The following is a 17,311-nucleotide window of genomic DNA, read 5'->3' on the forward strand; positions in this document are numbered from 1 at the left end:
GAAAGATTTTACCGCCCGAGCGAAGCGGGAGCCACCCTTGGCAGCATAGCAGTCGGCCTGTTTTTCCGGTTATAACGGCCGATTTTTTCGATATTGGCCGCGCCCGGTTCAGCGCAGTCCAGCAACGATACCGGCGCTGAGGAGTTTTTCCAGGAGGTCGCGCCCAAATTGCACCAATACCTCCGGATTCGGGTGCTTCATCTCCCGGGCGAGGCTTTGCAGCAGCTCCAGCCCGGACGACTCCTCGGCCTGCGCCAACTGCAGCAACCTGGCGGTGACCGCATTGGCTTCCATAAAGCCGACCTCCTGTTGCCGGTCACGGTACACAAGGAGGAAAGTGGGCGTCTCGGGCGGTGCTTCGGGCCGATAGCCGGGACCTACCAGATGCACCGGATAGCGGTAACTGAGACTCCAGACCAGCGGCGACACCACCGGAACGCGCGCCAGCACATCCCCGTCCTGATCCAACCCTGCCGGTATTTCCGCATCACTCACATCGAGAGCCAGCTCCACCCATTCATAGTGCGCCAATTCAAGCAGGAACGGGGGATCGCAGGGCTGAGGCTGATGCTCGTTCTGCAGGTAGCCGAGGAATTCCTCACTGATCTGCAGGAAATACGGACTTTGCGAGGCATGATGGTGCACAAAATCCCGCACCATTTTGTGCCAGTCGTCATCACCGTACAGTTTTCTCAGTACCGGGAAGCCGCTGGCAATAAAGGATTCGATATTGTTGTAAATCAGGTCGCGATAGATGCCGAGACGCCGGTCTTCAATGTCCGGGGGAGGTGAGTGCTCCCTCGGTGCACGCAGGTGGGCCGCAAAATCCCGCTGCACGCGCTGAAAGTCAGCACCCTTTTTACCCGGGGACCTTTTGTCACCCGTGCCCTGATCAGCGGCCCCGCGCATAGGCAACCTCCGGCTCGGCGAGGGTCTGCATTGCACGGATGTACTCTACCTCCTCCAGCAGTTTTGGCAGCGGCGGGATATTGAAGTCACGCTCGAGCAGGGTGGGCAGGGAGCCATGCAGCTTGTAGGCCTCCTCGAGCAGCTCCCACACGGGATCGATCACAGGCGCACCGTGGGTATCGACCTTGAGATCGTCCGCCTCATCGTAATGACCGGCGACGTGCACATAGGCAATGCGCTCTCCCGGAAGCCCGCGGAGAAACTCCACCGGGTCATAGAGATGGTTAATGCTGTTGACGTAAATATTGTTGACATCCAACAGCAGGTCGCAATCTGCTTCCGTAAGTACCGCATTGATAAATTCGATTTCCGTCATCTCGCGGCCAGGCGCAGCGTAATAGGAAACGTTTTCCATGGCGATACGCTGACCCAGCGCATCCTGAACGCGGCGGATACGCTCTGCAACGTAATCCACTGCCTCCTCGGTAAAAGGAATTGGCAGAAGGTCATACAGATGCCCGTGGTCCGAGCAGTAACTCAGGTGCTCGCTGTAACAACGTATTCCGTGCTCGCGCATGAAGCTCTTTACCGACTGAACCAGATCCATGTCCAGCGGTGATGGAGAGCCAATGGAAAGGGAGAGACCATGAATCACAAAGGGGAAGCGCTCAGTCTGCGCTCGTAGCCAGCGTCCAAAACGACCACCCACCCCGATCCAGTTCTCCGGCGCCACCTCCAGAAAATCGATGCCTTCCGGTGATATTTCCTCGCCCATCATTGACCGGCGTAGACCAAGGCCTGCGCCGCTCACGGGGAAAGTTTTCTGCTCGTGGCTTTTCATGGTGGAATACTCGGAGCTATCTGTGCACTATTTGTTGTGCGCTATTTGCTCGATATGCGTCAGGACATCTTACGACAGAGGCCTCAAACAGCACTCCTTGCCGAAAATTGTCTTTAATCAGATGTCCCAGTTTGAACAAGTGAGAGTTAAACCGGGGGCGAGTCGCGCCCCCGGTCAGGTCAATGCGACGCTCTTATCCGCCACATTTACCCTCACCACACTTACCTTCTTTTTTCTTACCTTCTTCGCCGCACTTACCTTCGCCGCATTTACCTTCTTTTTTCTTGCCTTCTTCGCCGCATTTACCTTCGCCGCACTTACCCTCTTTCTTCTTGTCATCGGACTCATGGTCACTCAGCATGGCAAGGTTGTAGCCAGAGGACAGATCTTCCGCTGCAAAGGGGTTAGCATCGCTGGCAATACCGGCAGATACGTTCAAGGATGCAGATGCCAGGAAGGCGGCACCGACAGCCGCTGCAAGCGGTAAATTCTTCTTAGTCATAACAATTCTCCTTTTGGATACCTTAAATTCTAAACGACACCGTGGCGGAATTTTCAACCACCTTCCCGGCAGTATAATGCGCCTGGTTCTCCACCAGTTACGCACTGAGACCCGCAACGTATCAGTAAAGTTGCCTGAAACCCGGCACTACGTGAAGCGTTTCTCAGTTGAATAGTCGTATTTGCGCGGTGGTTGTTACAGTCACTGTGTATTTTCCCGATATTCCCCGCTCCTGGGGCAACCCCAAAGAGAACGGCTTTCCCCACCCTCGGCACCCGCGCATGAAAACAGGCCAACAATGGGTACAGAGAAGCACATTCGGGTTTCCCAGAGGGCCCTCCCTGGCCCGGCACGCTCCGCGGGACCAGGGGCAGGACAGACTGGATCAGGAGGAAAAGCGCAGGCCAGACTGCTCGATCTCCTGCCACTGCTTGCGCAGTCGCTTCAGGGATACGGGCATCAGTGTCTTCAGGGATTGGGCAAACAGGGATATCCGGAACTCTTCCAGCAACCAGCGATACTCGACCAGGGCTGGCTCGGCCATCAATGTGCGATAGTCATGCTGTGCGAGTAGATCGAGCAAAGGCTCCGCGGCCTGGTGGTATTCAGCCTGCAGGCGTCGATCCCGATTGGGGTCCAGCGCCGCTTTTTCCAGCCGCATGGAAACGCCCTTGAGGTAGCGGCCATACTGGCGCAGCCACTCACGAGGAGTATCAAACAGAAAGCCACGGTAGAAGAGACCTGCCAACTGTTGCTGGATATCCCCCACAGCCATGGCGACGGCAAGGTTTTTCTGCTGCTTGATGTTCTTCCGCAGCGGGACCAGATCCCCCAGCGATTTGATCAGCAGCCCGGCAATTTCCTGCGCGACATCCACCAGCTCGGCCTCTCGTGCCAGCGCAGCATGAAATTCCTCCGCGGATCGGGGCCACTGCCCGTCCGGCCAGAAAAGCTCCCGAGCCGCCGCCAGCAGTATATCGTCGGCAACTTCCTCGCGCCGCCCCAGGTCCGCAGCCGAAAGCCCCAGCTCCTTGCCCCGCAATAATTCCTTGCGCAGGTACTTCACTTTATCGGGCAGATGCAACAGTGCCAGCCGGCAGATGCCAGCACGGCTGATGCGTCGGGCATCGGCGGGGTTGTCCAACAGGCGCAGGGCCACGCTTTCACCACAGTCTTCGAGGGCCGGGTAGGCGCGCATCTTGAGCCCGCCCTGGTCCATGGTATGGGTCTCCGGCAACTCGCCGAAGTCCCACTGGGTGATACCCTCCCGCTCAAAGTCGTCACCGGCCGTGGCGATTTCCTGTTGCACCCGATCCCGGTAGCGCTCCTGTAACTGCGACAGGTCCCGCCCCTGATCAAGCAGCTTCCCGGCCTCATCGAGTACCTGGATATTGAAACGATAAAAGTCTTCCAGACCGGCCTCTGCCCCCTCCCAGGCCTCCTCAGGGAGCTCCTGGGCGGTCTGGCGGCGCAGTTCCACTGCCAGCGCCTGCCAGAGAGGCACATTCTCCGGCTTCATCCTTGGCAGGGCGCGATCCACCGCCGCCGGTACCGGAACGAAGTATTTGCGCCACTGCTTGGGCAGCGCCTTCACCAGGGCAATGCACTTGTCCCGCAGAAGCCCCGGCACCAGCCAGGAGAGCCGCGACTCCGGCACCTGGTGCAGCGCGGCGACGGGGACGCGAATGCTCACGCCGTCCTCTACGCTGCCGGGCTCGAAATGATAGGTAAGCGGAAACTCGATGCCGCCGGTCTGCAGGGTATCGGGAAACTGTGCCTCGCCAATATGATCCGCACTCTGCTGCATCAACAGATCCCGCGGGATCATCAGAAACTGGGGGTCGGAGGATTCTGCCTGCTTGCGCCAGTGCTCAAAACCGGCGAGGTTGACGATGTCCTCGGGCAAGCGTTCATCGAAGAAACGGAAAATCACCTCGTCATCGACGACGATATCCCGCCGCCGGGACTTGGCTTCCAGGTCTTCCAGCTCCTCCAGCAGGTCACGATAGTGGCTAAAGAAGCGCCCCTTGCCCCGATAGCGCTGCTCCACCAGCGCCTGGCGGATAAAGACCTCCCGCGCCACTTCTGGATTCAGCTTGCCATAGGGAATGCGCCGTTTCTCAACCAGCACGAGTCCGTACAGCGTCACCTTCTCAAATGCCATCACTCGCCCACCGCGGGCATCATAATGGGGCTCTGAATAGCTGCGCTTGACCAGGTGCTCGGAAACACCCAGCACCCAGTCTGGCTCGATACGGGCGACTGTGTGGGCGAACAGGCGGCTGGTTTCCAGCAGTTGTGAGGCGACCACCCAACGGGGTGGCTTCTTGAACTGACCACTACCGGGAAAGATATGGAAGCGACGATTGCGACAGCCAAGGAATTCCTTGTTCTCGTCACGCACTCCAATATTGCCGAGGAGCCCCGGCAGAATAGCCCGGTGCACAGCCTCGTAAGACGCAGGCTCGCGATTCTCTTTCAGTTTCAGTTCACGGGTCGCCACCCGCAACTGGTGGTGAATATCTCGCCACTCGCGCATACGCAGCCATGACAAATAGTTTTTCTGGCACCACTTGCGCAGCTGGTTCTGACTGAGTTCCTGACGCTGTTCCTCGAAGGCATCCCACAGTTGTACGAAAGAGAGGAAGTCCGATTTCTCATGCTGCCACTGCCGGTGCTTTTCATCTGCGGCCTGGCGCTTTTCTGCCGGGCGCTCGCGCGGATCCTGCACCGCCAGGGCACTGACAACAATCAGCACCTCGCGCAAACTGTCGTTCTCGCCCGCCGCCATCAGCATGCGACCAAGTCGCGGATCCACCGGCAGGCGCGAGAGGGCCCGTCCGAAAGGTGTCACCTTGCCGCCGGCATCAACTGCCTGCAGCTCCTGCAACAATGTGTAGCCGTCATTGATCAGTCTTGGATCGGGCGGATCGACAAAGGGAAAATCGCGGATATCGCCGATGCGCAACTGCAGCATCTGCAGGATCACCGCCGCCAGGTTGGTACGCAGAATCTCCGCATCGGTAAATTCCGGCCGCTGCTCGAAGTCCCGTTCCTCGTACAGGCGCACACAGATACCCGCACTGACCCGCCCACAGCGACCGGCGCGCTGGTTGGCGCTGGCCTGGGAAATGGCCTCCACCGGCAGGCGCTGGATCTTGCTGCGGTAGCTGTAACGGCTGACCCGGGCGGTGCCGGGATCGATCACATAGCGGATACCCGGAACGGTAATCGAAGTTTCCGCCACGTTGGTGGCGAGCACGATGCGCCGGCCTTTATGGCCGTGAAAAACTTTGTTCTGCTCCGCCAGGCTCAGGCGGGCGTACAGCGGCAACACTTCCAGTTGCGGTATCTGCGCGTCCCGCAGTGCCTTGGCACACTCGCGGATTTCCCGCTCACCGCTCATGAAGACCAGGATATCGCCACCGCGCTTGCCGCTGCTTTTTTCCTCGTGGAGTAATTCCTCGACCGTGGCGATTACCTGCTCATTCAGGTCAGCGTCTCTATCCGCGGGGGGACGGTAGTGAATCTCCACCGGATAGGTACGCCCGGACACCTCGATAATCGGCGCATTGTCGAAGTGCCGGGAAAACTTCTCCAGGTCGATGGTGGCGGAAGTGATGATCAGCTTGAGATCGGGGCGTTTCGGCAGAACCGTCTTCAGGTAACCGAGCAGGAAGTCGATATTCAGACTGCGCTCGTGGGCTTCGTCGATGATGAGCGTGTCGTATTTGTTCAGCAGCGGATCCCGCTGGATTTCCGCCAGCAGAATACCGTCGGTCATCAGCTTGACGTGGGTATGCTCGTCGCTGTGATCGGTGAAGCGCACCTGGTACCCCACCGAGTGGCCCAGCGGCTGGTCGAGTTCCTCAGCAATACGATTGGCCACGGTGCGCGCGGCGATCCGCCGCGGCTGCGTATGCCCGATCTGCCCATAAACGCCACGGCCCAGTTCCAGGCAGATCTTGGGCAGCTGCGTGGTCTTACCGGAGCCGGTTTCACCGGCCACCACGACCACCTGGTTGTCGGCGATCAGCTCCGCAATCTCGTCACGGCGCGCTACCACTGGCAGCTCTTCCGGCCAGCTCACCTGCGGCAGCTTTTCCCGCCGGGCACTGGCCAGGGCCTCGGAGGCCTGCAAGTCGCTCTCCAGCTGGGCCAGCATCCGGTCCGCCGGTTTGCCGGACTTCAGGCGCCGTCGCGCATTGCCCAGCCCCTTGCGCAGGCGGTGCCGGTCGCGCCCCATGCAGCGGTCGAGCCGCTGCTCCATTGCGGCGCTGAGGGCGTCCAGTGCGCGGAGGGCTTCTTTCGTGTCGGTGTGACTCATAATCCGGAAACTGACTGCAAACCGGCGATTATACCCGCTGCCAGGCCGGCGACTAAACCGGCGCCGGCACCTGGCGCGCCCCTCATTGGCGCTGTTCTATACTCAAGGCAATCGCGTCCCCCGCCACCGGGCAAGGGGAAACTTTTATTCCCGCCCCGACGCTTGTCAGAGGTACCGACATGCAAGATCTCAAGCCAAGACCGCCAGCCGATGCCGGCGAGATGCTCGGACATCCCAAGGGGCTGTTCCTGCTGTTCGGCACGGAAATGTGGGAGCGGCTCAGCTACTACGGCATGCGTGGGATCTTCGTGTTCTACCTCACCTCCGCCGCCGCGGCGGTGGCATTCGGGTGGGAACAGTTGTCAGACGTGGAGCGCCAGTCAAAGGCGCTGAGTTACCTGGGCTGGTACGCCATGCTCGTGTACCTCACCCCCATCATCGGCGGCTGGGTCGCCGACAATATGTGGGGGCAGCGACGCTGCATCATGTTTGGCGGCGCCCTGATGATGCTGGGCCAGTTCGCCCTGGGCTTCCCCCACAGCTGGCTGCCCGACGGCACCGAGATCTACATGCTGTGGCTGGGCCTGGCGCTGCTGATTCTCGGCAATGGTTTCTTCAAGCCCAACATCTCCACCATGGTGGGCGATCTTTACGACGAAGGGGACAAACGGCGGGATACCGCCTTCACCATCTTCTACATGGGGATCAACCTGGGCTCCATCCTGGGCTATCTGGTGATCGGCTGGATCGGAGAGAAGGTGGACTACCAGCTAGCCTTTTTCGTCGCCGGTCTGGGCATGGCGCTGGGCCTGCTATTGCAGCTTACCCAGGCCAACCGTTACCTGGGTGTTGTCGGCACCCAGCCCTCAGCGAAGCTGGGGCTCAACAAACAGGACGTGGCCGACAAGCACAAACCGCTCACGCCGGAAGAGCGCGATCGCATTAAAGTGATCCTGATCCTCGGCCTGTTCACCGTGATTTTCTGGGCCGGCTTCGAGCAGGCAGCGGGCTCCATGAACCTGTTCGCCAAGTACAACACGGACCTGAACGTCGGCGGCTTCGAGATTCCGGCCAGCTGGCTACAGATGGTCAACCCGCTCTTTATCATCATTCTGGCTCCGGTAATGGCCAGTATCTGGGTGGGGCTCGGCGATCGGGAGCCCAACTCGCCGGGGAAATTCAGTATGGGGCTGATCTTCCTCGGGCTCGGTTTCGTGTCCATGGTAGGTGCCGCCCTGCAGATTGGTGATTCGGAGACCGCCAAGGCCAGCCTCTGGTGGCTGGTGCTGGCTTATATTTTCCACACCATCGGTGAATTGTGCCTTTCCCCCATCGGCCTCTCCATGGTGACCAAGCTGTCGCCGCTGCGCTACCTGTCACTGATGATGGGACTGTGGTTCGCGTTTATCGGCATCGCCAATAAAGGCGCGGCGGAAATCGGTAAACTGGTCGGCGAATCCGGCCCGCTGGCCACTTTCGGCGGCGTGGCCATCGCAGCCATCGGAGCGGGCATTATCCTGTTCTTCATCCGCGAAAAGCTGGTGGATTGGATGCACGGCGCCGAGGAATGGCACACCGAAGTCGGCCCCACCACTCAGGAAGAGATCGGCATCACTGCCGATCACGAGGGCGCACCGCGGAAACATTTCAGCGGCAACAACTGATCATCGCCAAATGAAAAAAAGGCCGGCTGCCCGAAAGCAGCCGGCCTTTTTTATTTATGGGAGGGATACTCAGCGGCCTTTCACCAATCGGGCAATGGCCCGATCAAGCCCCTCGAGGGTCATGGGATACATCTGCCCTTCCACCAGCTGGCGAGTAATACCGATACTGGCCGTGTACTGCCAGTACTCCTCGGCCACCGGGTTCAACCACACCAGATCCGGATAGGTATCCTTGACCCGCTCCATCCAGGCCGCACCGGGCTCCTCATTCATGTGCTCCACACTGCCGTAGCGATGGGTAATTTCGTAGGGCGCCATGGAAGCGTCACCAACAAAAATGACCTTGTAGTCCTTGCCGTAGGTACGCAGGACCTCCAGCAAGGGCGTGGTCTCACTGTAACGGCGCTGGTTATCCCGCCACAGGTGCTCGTAAACAAAGTTGTGGAAGTAGTAATACTCCAGGTGCTTGAACTCGGAGCGGCAGGCAGAGAACAACTCTTCACACACTTTCACGTAGGGGTCCATGGAGCCTCCCACGTCGAAAAAGATCAGCACCTTGATGGCATTGTGGCGCTCGGGGACCATTTTGATATCCAGCAGCCCCGCATTGCGGGCTGTCGAGGAAATGGTGTCATCCAGGTCCAGCTCTTCGGCGGCACCAGTGCGGGCAAATTTCCGCAGTTTGCGCAAAGCCACCTGAATATTGCGGGTGCCCAGCGTAATACTGTCATCCAGGTTCTTGAACTGGCGCTTTTCCCATACCTTGACCGCGGAGCGATTGCGGCTGCTGCCACCGACACGAATACCCTCAGGGTTGTAACCGCTATTGCCGAACGGACTCGTGCCGCCCGTGCCAACCCAGCGATTGCCGCCGCTGTGCTTTTTCTTCTGTTCTTCAAGCCGTTTCTGGAATTCCTCCAGCAGCTTTTCCAGGCCGCCCAGGCTCTCGATCTTGGCTTTTTCCTCCTCACTCAGCTGCTTGAGAAATTCCGCACGCAGCCAGTCTTCCGGAATCATCTGCTCGAGCAGGTCGTCGAGGGTTTCCAGATTCTTGAAATAGGCGCTGAAGGCGCGGTCGAACTTGTCGAAATGCTTCTCGTCCTTGACCAGGCAGGTGCGGGCCAGGAAGTAGAATTCCTCCAGATCTGCAAACACCAGCCGCTGCTGCAGCGCCTCCAGCAGTGACAGCAACTCGGTCGTGGACACCGGCAATTTGTAGCGACGAAGGTTGAGGAAAAAACCAATCAGCATATTTACCTTTCAGTATCGGGCGAAGGCGTTGATAGCGAGTGGGCATCCGTGCGGCCTTTCGCGGGAGGGACCCCGCGAAAGAGCCTACAGGGATGTATTCACGGCGTGCCGCGGGGATGCCCACTCGCTAGCGGCGCCGCCAGGGCACTCGACTGACTAGCGGTTCTCCCGCCGCGCCATAAATGCCAGGCGCTCAAGCATGTGCACATCCTGCTCGTTCTTGAGCAGTGCGCCATACAATGGCGGGATCGCACTGGTCCTGTCGCGGTTTTTCAGCACCTCTTCCGGAATATCGTCCGCCAGTAACAGTTTGAGCCAGTCGATCAGTTCAGAAGTGGAAGGCTTCTTTTTCAGGCCCTGGACTTCGCGTAACTGGAAGAAGATATCCATCGCCTCCGCCACCAGCTGCCCTTTGATGCCCGGGTAGTGCACGTCGACAATTTTGTGCATCGTTTCCCGGTCGGGGAAGCTGATGTAATGGAAGAAACAGCGACGCAGGAACGCATCGGGCAGTTCTTTTTCGTTGTTGGAGGTAATGATCACGATCGGGCGATGTTTCGCCTTCACCGTCTCGCCGGTCTCGTATACGAAGAACTCCATACGGTCCAGCTCCACCAACAGGTCGTTGGGGAACTCGATGTCCGCCTTGTCGATCTCGTCGATCAGCAGCACGACCCGCTCATCAGCATCGAAGGCTTCCCAGAGCTTGCCCTTCTTGATGTAGTTGCGGATATCGTGGACCCGATCCACCCCCAGCTGGGAGTCCCGCAGGCGGGAAACTGCATCATACTCGTAGAGGCCCTGCTGGGCCTTGGTGGAGGATTTGATATGCCATTGAATCAGCCTGGCTCCGAGGCTCTTCGCCACCTCTTCGGCCAACAGGGTCTTGCCGGTGCCGGGCTCCCCCTTGATCAGCAGTGGGCGCTGCAGGGTCACGGCCGCGTTGACCGCCATTTGCAGGTCCTCGGTGGCCACATAGCTTTCGGTGCCGGTAAATTTCATCGTCACTCCAGTCTTTAATACAGGCAGATGCGCCGATGGTAAAAGATTGCGCATCGGCTGCCAAAGACGGAATCGGTCAAAGGGAGTGACAGGTCTGGGCCAGGGTGGCCACCTCAGAGGGGAACGCCTGTGAACTCAGGCAACTTCGGCGCTGCGGCGGTGGACCACCTGGCGCCCCTTGTCAGTGATGTACCAGCGGATACCCAGGTGACTATGGATCTTGCCCACCATCTCCAGCACCAGCAGGCTGTTGAGCGCCCGCGCCACCGAATTGGTCTCCATTCCACCCTCGTGGACCATCCCGTGCAGGGAGCGGAACACACAGTCACCACTGTTCAATAGCTGCAGCACGTGCAGCGCATTCTCATCGAGCTTGCGGATCTGGTTGAAGTCCAGAGTCGGTCCCTGCTCCGGATCCCCCTCGATCTCATGCTCCAGCAGCGGCATCATCTCCAGCTGCATGGCCCGTAACTCCTGCTCAAGGCTCTCAACCCTGGCCCGAGCAATACTGGCATCCCGCAACTGCCGGCGTGCCGCGTTGAACACAAACATACGGGAAGCAATGGCTGCGAGCAGGCAATAACCAGTGAAAATCAGCAGTTGGGAGGGATTACCCTGAATCTCGATCAGCAGATCGCTCTGGGTGAACTTCAGGAAGATGGGCACCATCAGCGCGCCGCACAGACCCATGATCAGGCAACGCGCCAGGCCGGCGGGGTCCTCTTCGGTGAACAACATCTGATAGTAGTTCACGAGGCCGCCGAGAATCCCGGTAACCAGCATCACAGCGGCAAGTATAAGCAGATGGTCGAGCATCCGTAGTCCTCTGTCAGACACAATCCGTGCGCCTGCCGACTCTAATTATCTAATCGGATTGAAGCCGCGCCAGGGCGCAGGCCAGCCCTATAGATATAGCAGCTGCCAACACGCACCGTGGCGGCGAAAGTGGGATCGGGCGCCTAGTTCTGCGACCGGAACCGAAGACGCACAGAACGTGAACAGAGGAGAGTTAACCGGTCAGGTTACGGCTCATTGAAATAGGGGTCCTGCTCCAGCTCGCGCTGTTTTTGGCGCCGGCGACCAATCAACAGGGAGACCAATCCCCAAACCGAGACCAGAGCCAGAGCCCCCACAGAGGCAAATACCAGATTGGCTGTCACCTCCGGAGCGGCCCCCTCCTCGAACAGCGTCTGGTAGACGAACAGTGGCAAGACCGGCATCGCGGGCGCGTCGGGCACCCCCCCCGTGCGGACCGGCACCAGTAACGCAGCAGCGACCATCAGGAGAATTGCTCGCCGCAGCCAGCTCCAGCCCCAGTTGCGCATAAACCACCAGCCTGCTGCCAGCAGCACCAGGGTGCCACCGCCGTAAATCATCCAGGCCAAACGATATTCTTCTGCCATAGGTTTATGCTCTGATTCCTTTTTTCTACTTCTCACCTGCGGCGGTTGCCGCAGCAATTTTACGGCTCCGGCTCAATCACCGACCCAGGTCACGATGTGTTCTTCAAAATCGTCCGGGTGCACGTACTCCTCACTGACCACAGCACCGCGCACCGAAATACCGGCTTCGTGCACCGACTCACGACGCCCGGAAACCAGGGGATGCCAGTCCGCCAGGGGCCGCCCCTCGGCAAGGGTCCGGTAGGCACAGGTTGCCGGCAGCCAGCCAAATGCGGGCACATCCTGAGCACGAAGCTGAATGCAGTCGGGCACCAGCTTTTTGCGCTCGGGGTAGTGGCTGCACTGACACGAGTGGGTATCCAGCAGGCGGCAGGCCACGTTGGTGGTGTACACCTCCCCGCTCTCCTCTTCTTCGAGGCGATGGAGACAACAACGGCCACAACCATCGCAGAGAGATTCCCATTCGGACTCACTCATTTCGTCGAGGGACTTGGCCTGCCAGAAAGGCACTTCGTTCAAAGTGATAACCCTAGCGCTGCAGCTTGCTGTTCTGAGCGGCAATTGCGCTCATCTCGCTATCAACCACGGGCGGCATCTGCAGGTAAAAGCCCCGCTCGCCGATCTCATCCAGCACTTTTGCCGCATCAGCACGGCCCAGTTTCTTCTCCGGGGTCAGGAGCATGGTCATGACATGCTTTGGCTCTCCAAACAATTCGAGGAGCTTCTCCGGCACCCTTTCCAGGCCCTCGCGCTTGTTGACGTAAAGATACATCTCATCCTCGCGGGGGCTGCGATAGATATCACAAACCGTTTTCAAACTACTTACTCTCCGGTTCTTCCTGGGGCACGCCCAGGCTTTGCATCAGGACACCGCCGATCAATTCACCCCGCCAGCCACGTAAACGCCCCTCCAGGGTTGGGCGCTCGGCCTGCACCAGGGCCTCCAGCTCCTTTTTGCGCACGAGAATTTCCGCTGGCAGGCCCTCACGCTCGGCGATCTCGCTTACCCGCTTGCGCAGCTCTTTCAGGCATTCACCCTGCCGCCGGTTTAGCGGTTGCGGCAAAGCCGGCGGCGCATCTGGGCGCTCGCAGGCGCGATTGATAATTTTCAGCAGCGTATCACCATGTTCGCGCAGGGTGCGCCCCTCCAACCCCGGCTGTGCCATGGCAGCAGGATGATCCGGCAACTGCTGTGCCAGGTTCAGGCATACGCCCTCTTTCAACAAGTGGTTGCGCGGTACATCCCGCAAACGCGCCTCACGCTCGCGCCAGGCACAGAGATCCTGCAACACTGCCAGCTGCTTGCCGCGCAGCCGCCAGGCACCTTTCACCTTCTGGTAATAGAGCTCAGGTGGCTGGGGATTGCGGGCGGCAGCGACCAGCTGAGAACAGTCCTCTCGCAACCATTCTGAGCGCCCACTTTCTCTCAGCCGCTTCAGCAGGATGGCGTAGATGTGTGGCAACCACGCCACATCGAGCGCTGCATAAGTTTTCTGCGCCTCACTCAGGGGACGCTGCAACCAGTCGGAGCGCGTCTCACTCTTCGGCAATTCGATATTGAGCAGGGTGTTAACAGTTGCCGCGTAACCCAGCCCGGCGCCCAGCCCGGTCATGGCCGCGGCAATCTGGGTATCAAAGATGGGTTCCGGTATCGCACCGAGCAGGCGATCCAGGGTTTCCAGATCCTCGCTGCAACTGTGCATGATCTTGGTCACGCCGGTGTCCAGGATCAACTCGCGAAGCGGTTCGAGATTCTCAATCGCCAGGTTATCGATCAGGTAACAGTGCTCGCCATCCCCCACCTGCACCAGTGCGGGTTGCGGGTAGAAAGTGCGGCTGCGCATAAACTCGGTGTCGAGAGCCACCGCCTTCTGTTCCCGCCACTTGCGGCACAGCATGGCCAGTTCTTCGCTGCTATCCACCCAGCGCGGTGTCGTGTCCACATTCAACATCAGGACTCCCGACCACCGGAAAAGAACGCCGTACGACTGTTGAAGGCATGTGCCAGGGTACCGCCGTCGATATATTCCAGCTCACCACCGATCGGCACACCGTGGGCAATACGGCTGACAGATACACCGTGGGCGCGCGCCCGCTCGGCAATAAACTGGGCCGTGGCCTCGCCTTCTACTGTGGGGTTGGTGGCGATAATCAATTCCTGCAGGGGCTCGTCAACCAGCCGGCGCTCCAGGAGGTCCATACCCAGATCGCCGGGGCCAATGCCATCAATCGGGGAAAGATGCCCGTGCAGGACAAAGTAGCGCCCGTGGTAGTTGCCGGCCTGCTCGATGGCCAGCACATCCGCTGGCGTCTCAACCACACACAGAGACCTGCCATCGCGGCGACTGTTGTCGCAGAGCGCGCAGATTTCCTGCTCGGTCAATGTGCGGCACTGGCTGCAGCGCCCCACCCGCTCGATGGATTGCTCCAGGGTTCGCGCCAGCTGGCCCGCCGCGTCCCGGTCTTTTTCCAGCAGGTACATCGCCATGCGCTGGGCCGACTTTGGCCCGACACCGGGGAGACAGCGCAACGCGCTAATCAATTCTTCAATCAGGGGACTGAACATTCAAACTATTGCCTGGTAGGGGAGAGCGGAGTCAAAACGGAAACTTGAAGCCTTCCGGCAGGTTCATCCCTCCGGCGAGACCGCCCATCTGCTCTTTCTGAAGTTCCTGGGACTTTTCCTCTGCACGGCGCACGGCATCGTTCACTGCGGCTGCCAGCAGGTCCTCCAGCATTTCTTTATCTTCGGATAGCAGGCTCGGGTCGATGTCCACCCCGATTACATCGTGGCGGCCATTCATGGTCACCTTGACCATACCGGCACCGGCCTCGCCGCAGACACGCAGGTCGACCAGCTGCTGCTGCATCTTCTGCATTTTTTCCTGCATCTCGGCCTGCATTTTCTGGGCCTGCTGCATCAAATCGCCCAAACCTTTCATGGTAAACCTCTCTTTCTGAATTCTCTCGCCCGCCCCTTAGGGGCGCGGCGGTCTCAATCGGTCTCGGCCAGGTACTCTTCGGATTCCGGCACCAGTTCGGCCCCCAGCTCTTCCTGAAGCTCCCGCACCAGCGGGTCTCTGGAAAGTGCGTCCCGGGCGGCGACGGCGCGCGCCTCGCGAGTTGCTGCCACCAGCCGCGCCGGCGTCCCGCCGTGCACCTGGCCCACCTGGATATGGACCGTGACCGGCTGCTGGAAAAAGTCGCTCAGCACGTCGGCGAGGCGGCGCTGATGCACCTCGTCATAAAGACTGCTGTAGGACTCGTCCAGGGTAAAGGACAGTATATTGTCCTGCCGCCCCACCAATTCCAGGTGAAAACCAATGGAGTGCAGAATACCGGTGACGCCCAGCTGGCCGTAGAGTGCCGGCCAACTGCCCGCCGTCAGGGATTCCAGGCGGGCGCTGGGAATGCTCTTGCCCTGAGGCTGCGCCTCGCGCGCCGGCTGTGGCGCGGGCTCCGGGGCGGGAGGAGCGGACTCCACTGCAGCCACCTGTTCCCGCAGCAGGGCTCGCAAGGCCGCTCGCTCGTCGGCGGCGGGTTCAGGCACTGCTGCGCCCGCTGACGGACTCGGTGGACTCGGCTCCTCCGAGGCTGATTCGATGCCTGCTGCCGCCACCGGCTGCGGTGCCACCGCTACTGATGAAGCGGACTCGCCAGCCGCTGACGTCCCGTGCCGATCGGCGGCTCCTGGTGCTGCAGCCTGCTGGCGATCATCCGCACCTTCCACATCCCAGGGGGGCGCGGTATCTGGGGAGGCGGCCTGAGCGGGAGTTTCCTGGTAACCGGCAGGCGCCATATCTGCTGGCGGAGCCGACTCCGGCGAGCCCTGCCCCCCTGCCGATTCAGGGCCGCCAGGCTGCGGCGAATCCGGGGTGACAGGAGGAATCGCGGCTGATTCGGCATTAGTCACAGAAGGGGCGCTGGCGGCCGGGTGCCCTGTGGGCGCTGCGGGTTCTTTATCAAGCGCCGCGGGCTCACTGTTAACTGGGGGTTGTGCGCTATCCACGGGCGCTGCCGATAGTCCCTGTTCAGACACAGGCGCTCCAGGCGCTGCCGGGGCTTCGGCGGGCGGCGTTGCACTGGCAACCGGGCCGGCATCAGCCGGCTGCGCCTCCCCCAGGGGCTTTTTTGCAGTCTGCTCCGCAGACGGCTGCTCGCCGGGCGGGGTCGCCGATGCAGGCGCCGGCAGTTCGGAAGTCGGAACGTCAGCCACACCCTGGGGACGGAACGCGAGCATGCGCAGCAGCGCCATCTCGAACCCGCTGCGGGGGTCTGGCGCCAGTGGCAGGTCGCGACGGGCGTGCAGGGCCATCTGGTAGTAGAGCTGCACATTTTCCGGCGCGAGCTGGCCGGCAAAATGACTTAGCCGCTCGCCATCGCCGAGGGTATTGTCCACAGACTGCGGCAGTACCTGGGCCACGGCGATGCGATGCAGGTTGTTGGCCAGCTCAGCCAGGGCGGCACTGTAATCCGGGGCCTGCTCGGCCAGCTCGGTGACGGCTGCGAAAAGCGCTGTTGCACTCTCTTCCGCCAGCGCCTGCAGGAGTTTCCACACCAGCCCGGTATCGATGCTGCCGAGCATCGACCGGACCTCGGCCTCGGCAATCTTGCCCCCACCAAAGGCGATGGCCTGATCGGTGAGGCTCATGGCATCGCGCATACTGCCGTCGGCAGCACGCCCCAGGTGCCAGAGTGCGCCCTCCTCGAAGGGCACCATTTCCTGCTCCAGCACAAAACGCAGGTGCTCCACCACGCGCTCCGGGCTCATGTTCTTGAGATTGAACTGCAGGCAGCGGGACAGCACGGTCACCGGCAGTTTCTGCGGATCCGTGGTGGCAAGCAGGAACTTGACGTGGGGCGGCGGCTCTTCCAGTGTCTTCAACAGCGCATTGAAGGAGCTGTTGGAGAGCATGTGCACCTCATCGATCAGGTACACCTTGTAGCGGCCACGGGTCGGCGCGTACTGGACGTTTTCCAGCAGCTCACGGGTATCTTCCACCTTGGTCCGTGAGGCCGCGTCCACCTCAATCAGGTCCACGAACCGGCCATCGGCGATCTCTGTGCAGGCCGCACATTGGCCACAGGGCTCGGAACTGACGCCGGTCTCGCAATTGAGGCACTTGGCCAGGATGCGCGCGATGGTGGTCTTGCCCACACCGCGGGTACCGGCAAAGAGATAGGCATGGTGGAGGCGGCCGTTGTCGAGGGCGTTGATCAGCGCCTGAAGCACATGCTCCTGGCCCACCATCTCCCGAAACAACCGCGGCCGCCACTTGCGTGCCAGTACTTGATAACTCATCCGTTCTCCAGCGCCGGGGCGCCAACTGGTGACTTTGACTAAGCGGCGGCCATTATACCGGCATCGGCGCGCCAGCACAGGATGAGAGGTAAAACGCCACCAATCGCCCT

The 17,311-nt window shown here is 60.3% G+C and carries 15 protein-coding genes; 1 reads left to right on the forward strand and 14 read right to left on the reverse strand.

Annotated features, from left to right (window positions below):
* Positions 1–108: 108 nt before the first annotated feature.
* The 4 genes from AWR36_RS05630 to hrpA all read right to left on the reverse strand — a co-directional run bounded on the left by AWR36_RS05630 (position 109) and on the right by hrpA (position 6,579).
* Positions 109–909 carry an HvfC family RiPP maturation protein gene (locus tag AWR36_RS05630; protein ID WP_067082326.1) on the reverse strand — a complete coding sequence of 267 codons (801 nt, stop codon included), beginning with the start codon at positions 907–909 and terminating at the stop codon, positions 109–111.
* Complete coding sequence (locus tag AWR36_RS05635; RefSeq protein ID WP_067082329.1) at positions 893–1,750, reverse strand: HvfB family MNIO-type RiPP peptide maturase; 858 nt, start codon at positions 1,748–1,750, stop codon at positions 893–895. The genes AWR36_RS05630 and AWR36_RS05635 overlap by 17 nt, the downstream gene beginning before the upstream one ends.
* Before the next feature lie 193 nt (positions 1,751–1,943).
* Positions 1,944–2,252, reverse strand: a complete 309-nt coding sequence (locus AWR36_RS05640) for an HvfA family oxazolone/thioamide-modified RiPP metallophore (protein WP_082679427.1) — start codon at positions 2,250–2,252, stop codon at positions 1,944–1,946.
* 385 nt (positions 2,253–2,637) lie between these two features.
* Complete coding sequence (gene hrpA, locus AWR36_RS05645) at positions 2,638–6,579, reverse strand: ATP-dependent RNA helicase HrpA (protein ID WP_067082336.1); 3,942 nt, start codon at positions 6,577–6,579, stop codon at positions 2,638–2,640.
* A gap of 179 nt (positions 6,580–6,758) precedes the next feature.
* Between hrpA and AWR36_RS05650 the strand changes: the two genes are divergently transcribed.
* Entirely contained in the window at positions 6,759–8,243 is a 1,485-nt protein-coding gene (locus AWR36_RS05650; protein WP_067082339.1) for a peptide MFS transporter, read from the forward strand.
* Between the two features lie 69 nt (positions 8,244–8,312).
* Here the strand turns inward: AWR36_RS05650 and AWR36_RS05655 are convergent, their stop codons facing one another.
* From AWR36_RS05655 to dnaX, 10 genes are all read right to left on the reverse strand, one after another.
* Positions 8,313–9,494 carry a vWA domain-containing protein gene (locus tag AWR36_RS05655; RefSeq protein ID WP_067082342.1) on the reverse strand — a complete coding sequence of 394 codons (1,182 nt, stop codon included), beginning with the start codon at positions 9,492–9,494 and terminating at the stop codon, positions 8,313–8,315.
* A gap of 156 nt (positions 9,495–9,650) precedes the next feature.
* Positions 9,651–10,496, reverse strand: a complete 846-nt coding sequence (locus AWR36_RS05660; RefSeq protein WP_067082345.1) for an AAA family ATPase — start codon at positions 10,494–10,496, stop codon at positions 9,651–9,653.
* A gap of 135 nt (positions 10,497–10,631) precedes the next feature.
* Positions 10,632–11,312: a YEATS-associated helix-containing protein gene (locus AWR36_RS05665; RefSeq protein ID WP_067082348.1), complete on the reverse strand. Its 681-nt coding sequence runs from the start codon at positions 11,310–11,312 to the stop codon at positions 10,632–10,634.
* 206 nt (positions 11,313–11,518) lie between these two features.
* The gene (locus AWR36_RS05670) at positions 11,519–11,899 is read right to left on the reverse strand and encodes a hypothetical protein (RefSeq protein ID WP_067082351.1); all 381 of its coding nucleotides are present in this window, start codon (positions 11,897–11,899) and stop codon (positions 11,519–11,521) included.
* A 72-nt stretch (positions 11,900–11,971) separates the two neighbouring features.
* A complete protein-coding gene (locus AWR36_RS05675; RefSeq protein ID WP_067082354.1) occupies positions 11,972–12,418 on the reverse strand; it encodes a YcgN family cysteine cluster protein in 447 nt (148 codons plus the stop codon).
* Between the two features lie 10 nt (positions 12,419–12,428).
* Positions 12,429–12,716, reverse strand: coding sequence for a YcgL domain-containing protein (locus tag AWR36_RS05680; protein ID WP_067082357.1), 288 nt, complete (start codon positions 12,714–12,716; stop codon positions 12,429–12,431).
* Position 12,717: 1 nt separating this feature from the next.
* Positions 12,718–13,851: a ribonuclease D gene (gene rnd, locus AWR36_RS05685; RefSeq protein WP_067082360.1), complete on the reverse strand. Its 1,134-nt coding sequence runs from the start codon at positions 13,849–13,851 to the stop codon at positions 12,718–12,720.
* Complete coding sequence (recR, locus tag AWR36_RS05690; RefSeq protein ID WP_067082363.1) at positions 13,851–14,465, reverse strand: recombination mediator RecR; 615 nt, start codon at positions 14,463–14,465, stop codon at positions 13,851–13,853. The genes rnd and recR overlap by 1 nt, the downstream gene beginning before the upstream one ends.
* Positions 14,466–14,496: 31 nt before the next feature.
* Positions 14,497–14,841 carry a YbaB/EbfC family nucleoid-associated protein gene (locus tag AWR36_RS05695; protein ID WP_067082366.1) on the reverse strand — a complete coding sequence of 115 codons (345 nt, stop codon included), beginning with the start codon at positions 14,839–14,841 and terminating at the stop codon, positions 14,497–14,499.
* Positions 14,842–14,894: 53 nt separating this feature from the next.
* Positions 14,895–17,201, reverse strand: a complete 2,307-nt coding sequence (gene dnaX / locus AWR36_RS05700; RefSeq protein WP_067082369.1) for a DNA polymerase III subunit gamma/tau — start codon at positions 17,199–17,201, stop codon at positions 14,895–14,897.
* Between the last annotated feature and the right edge of the window lie 110 nt (positions 17,202–17,311).

Source organism: Microbulbifer flavimaris, assembly GCF_001641755.2.
GTDB lineage: Bacteria > Pseudomonadota > Gammaproteobacteria > Pseudomonadales > Cellvibrionaceae > Microbulbifer > Microbulbifer flavimaris.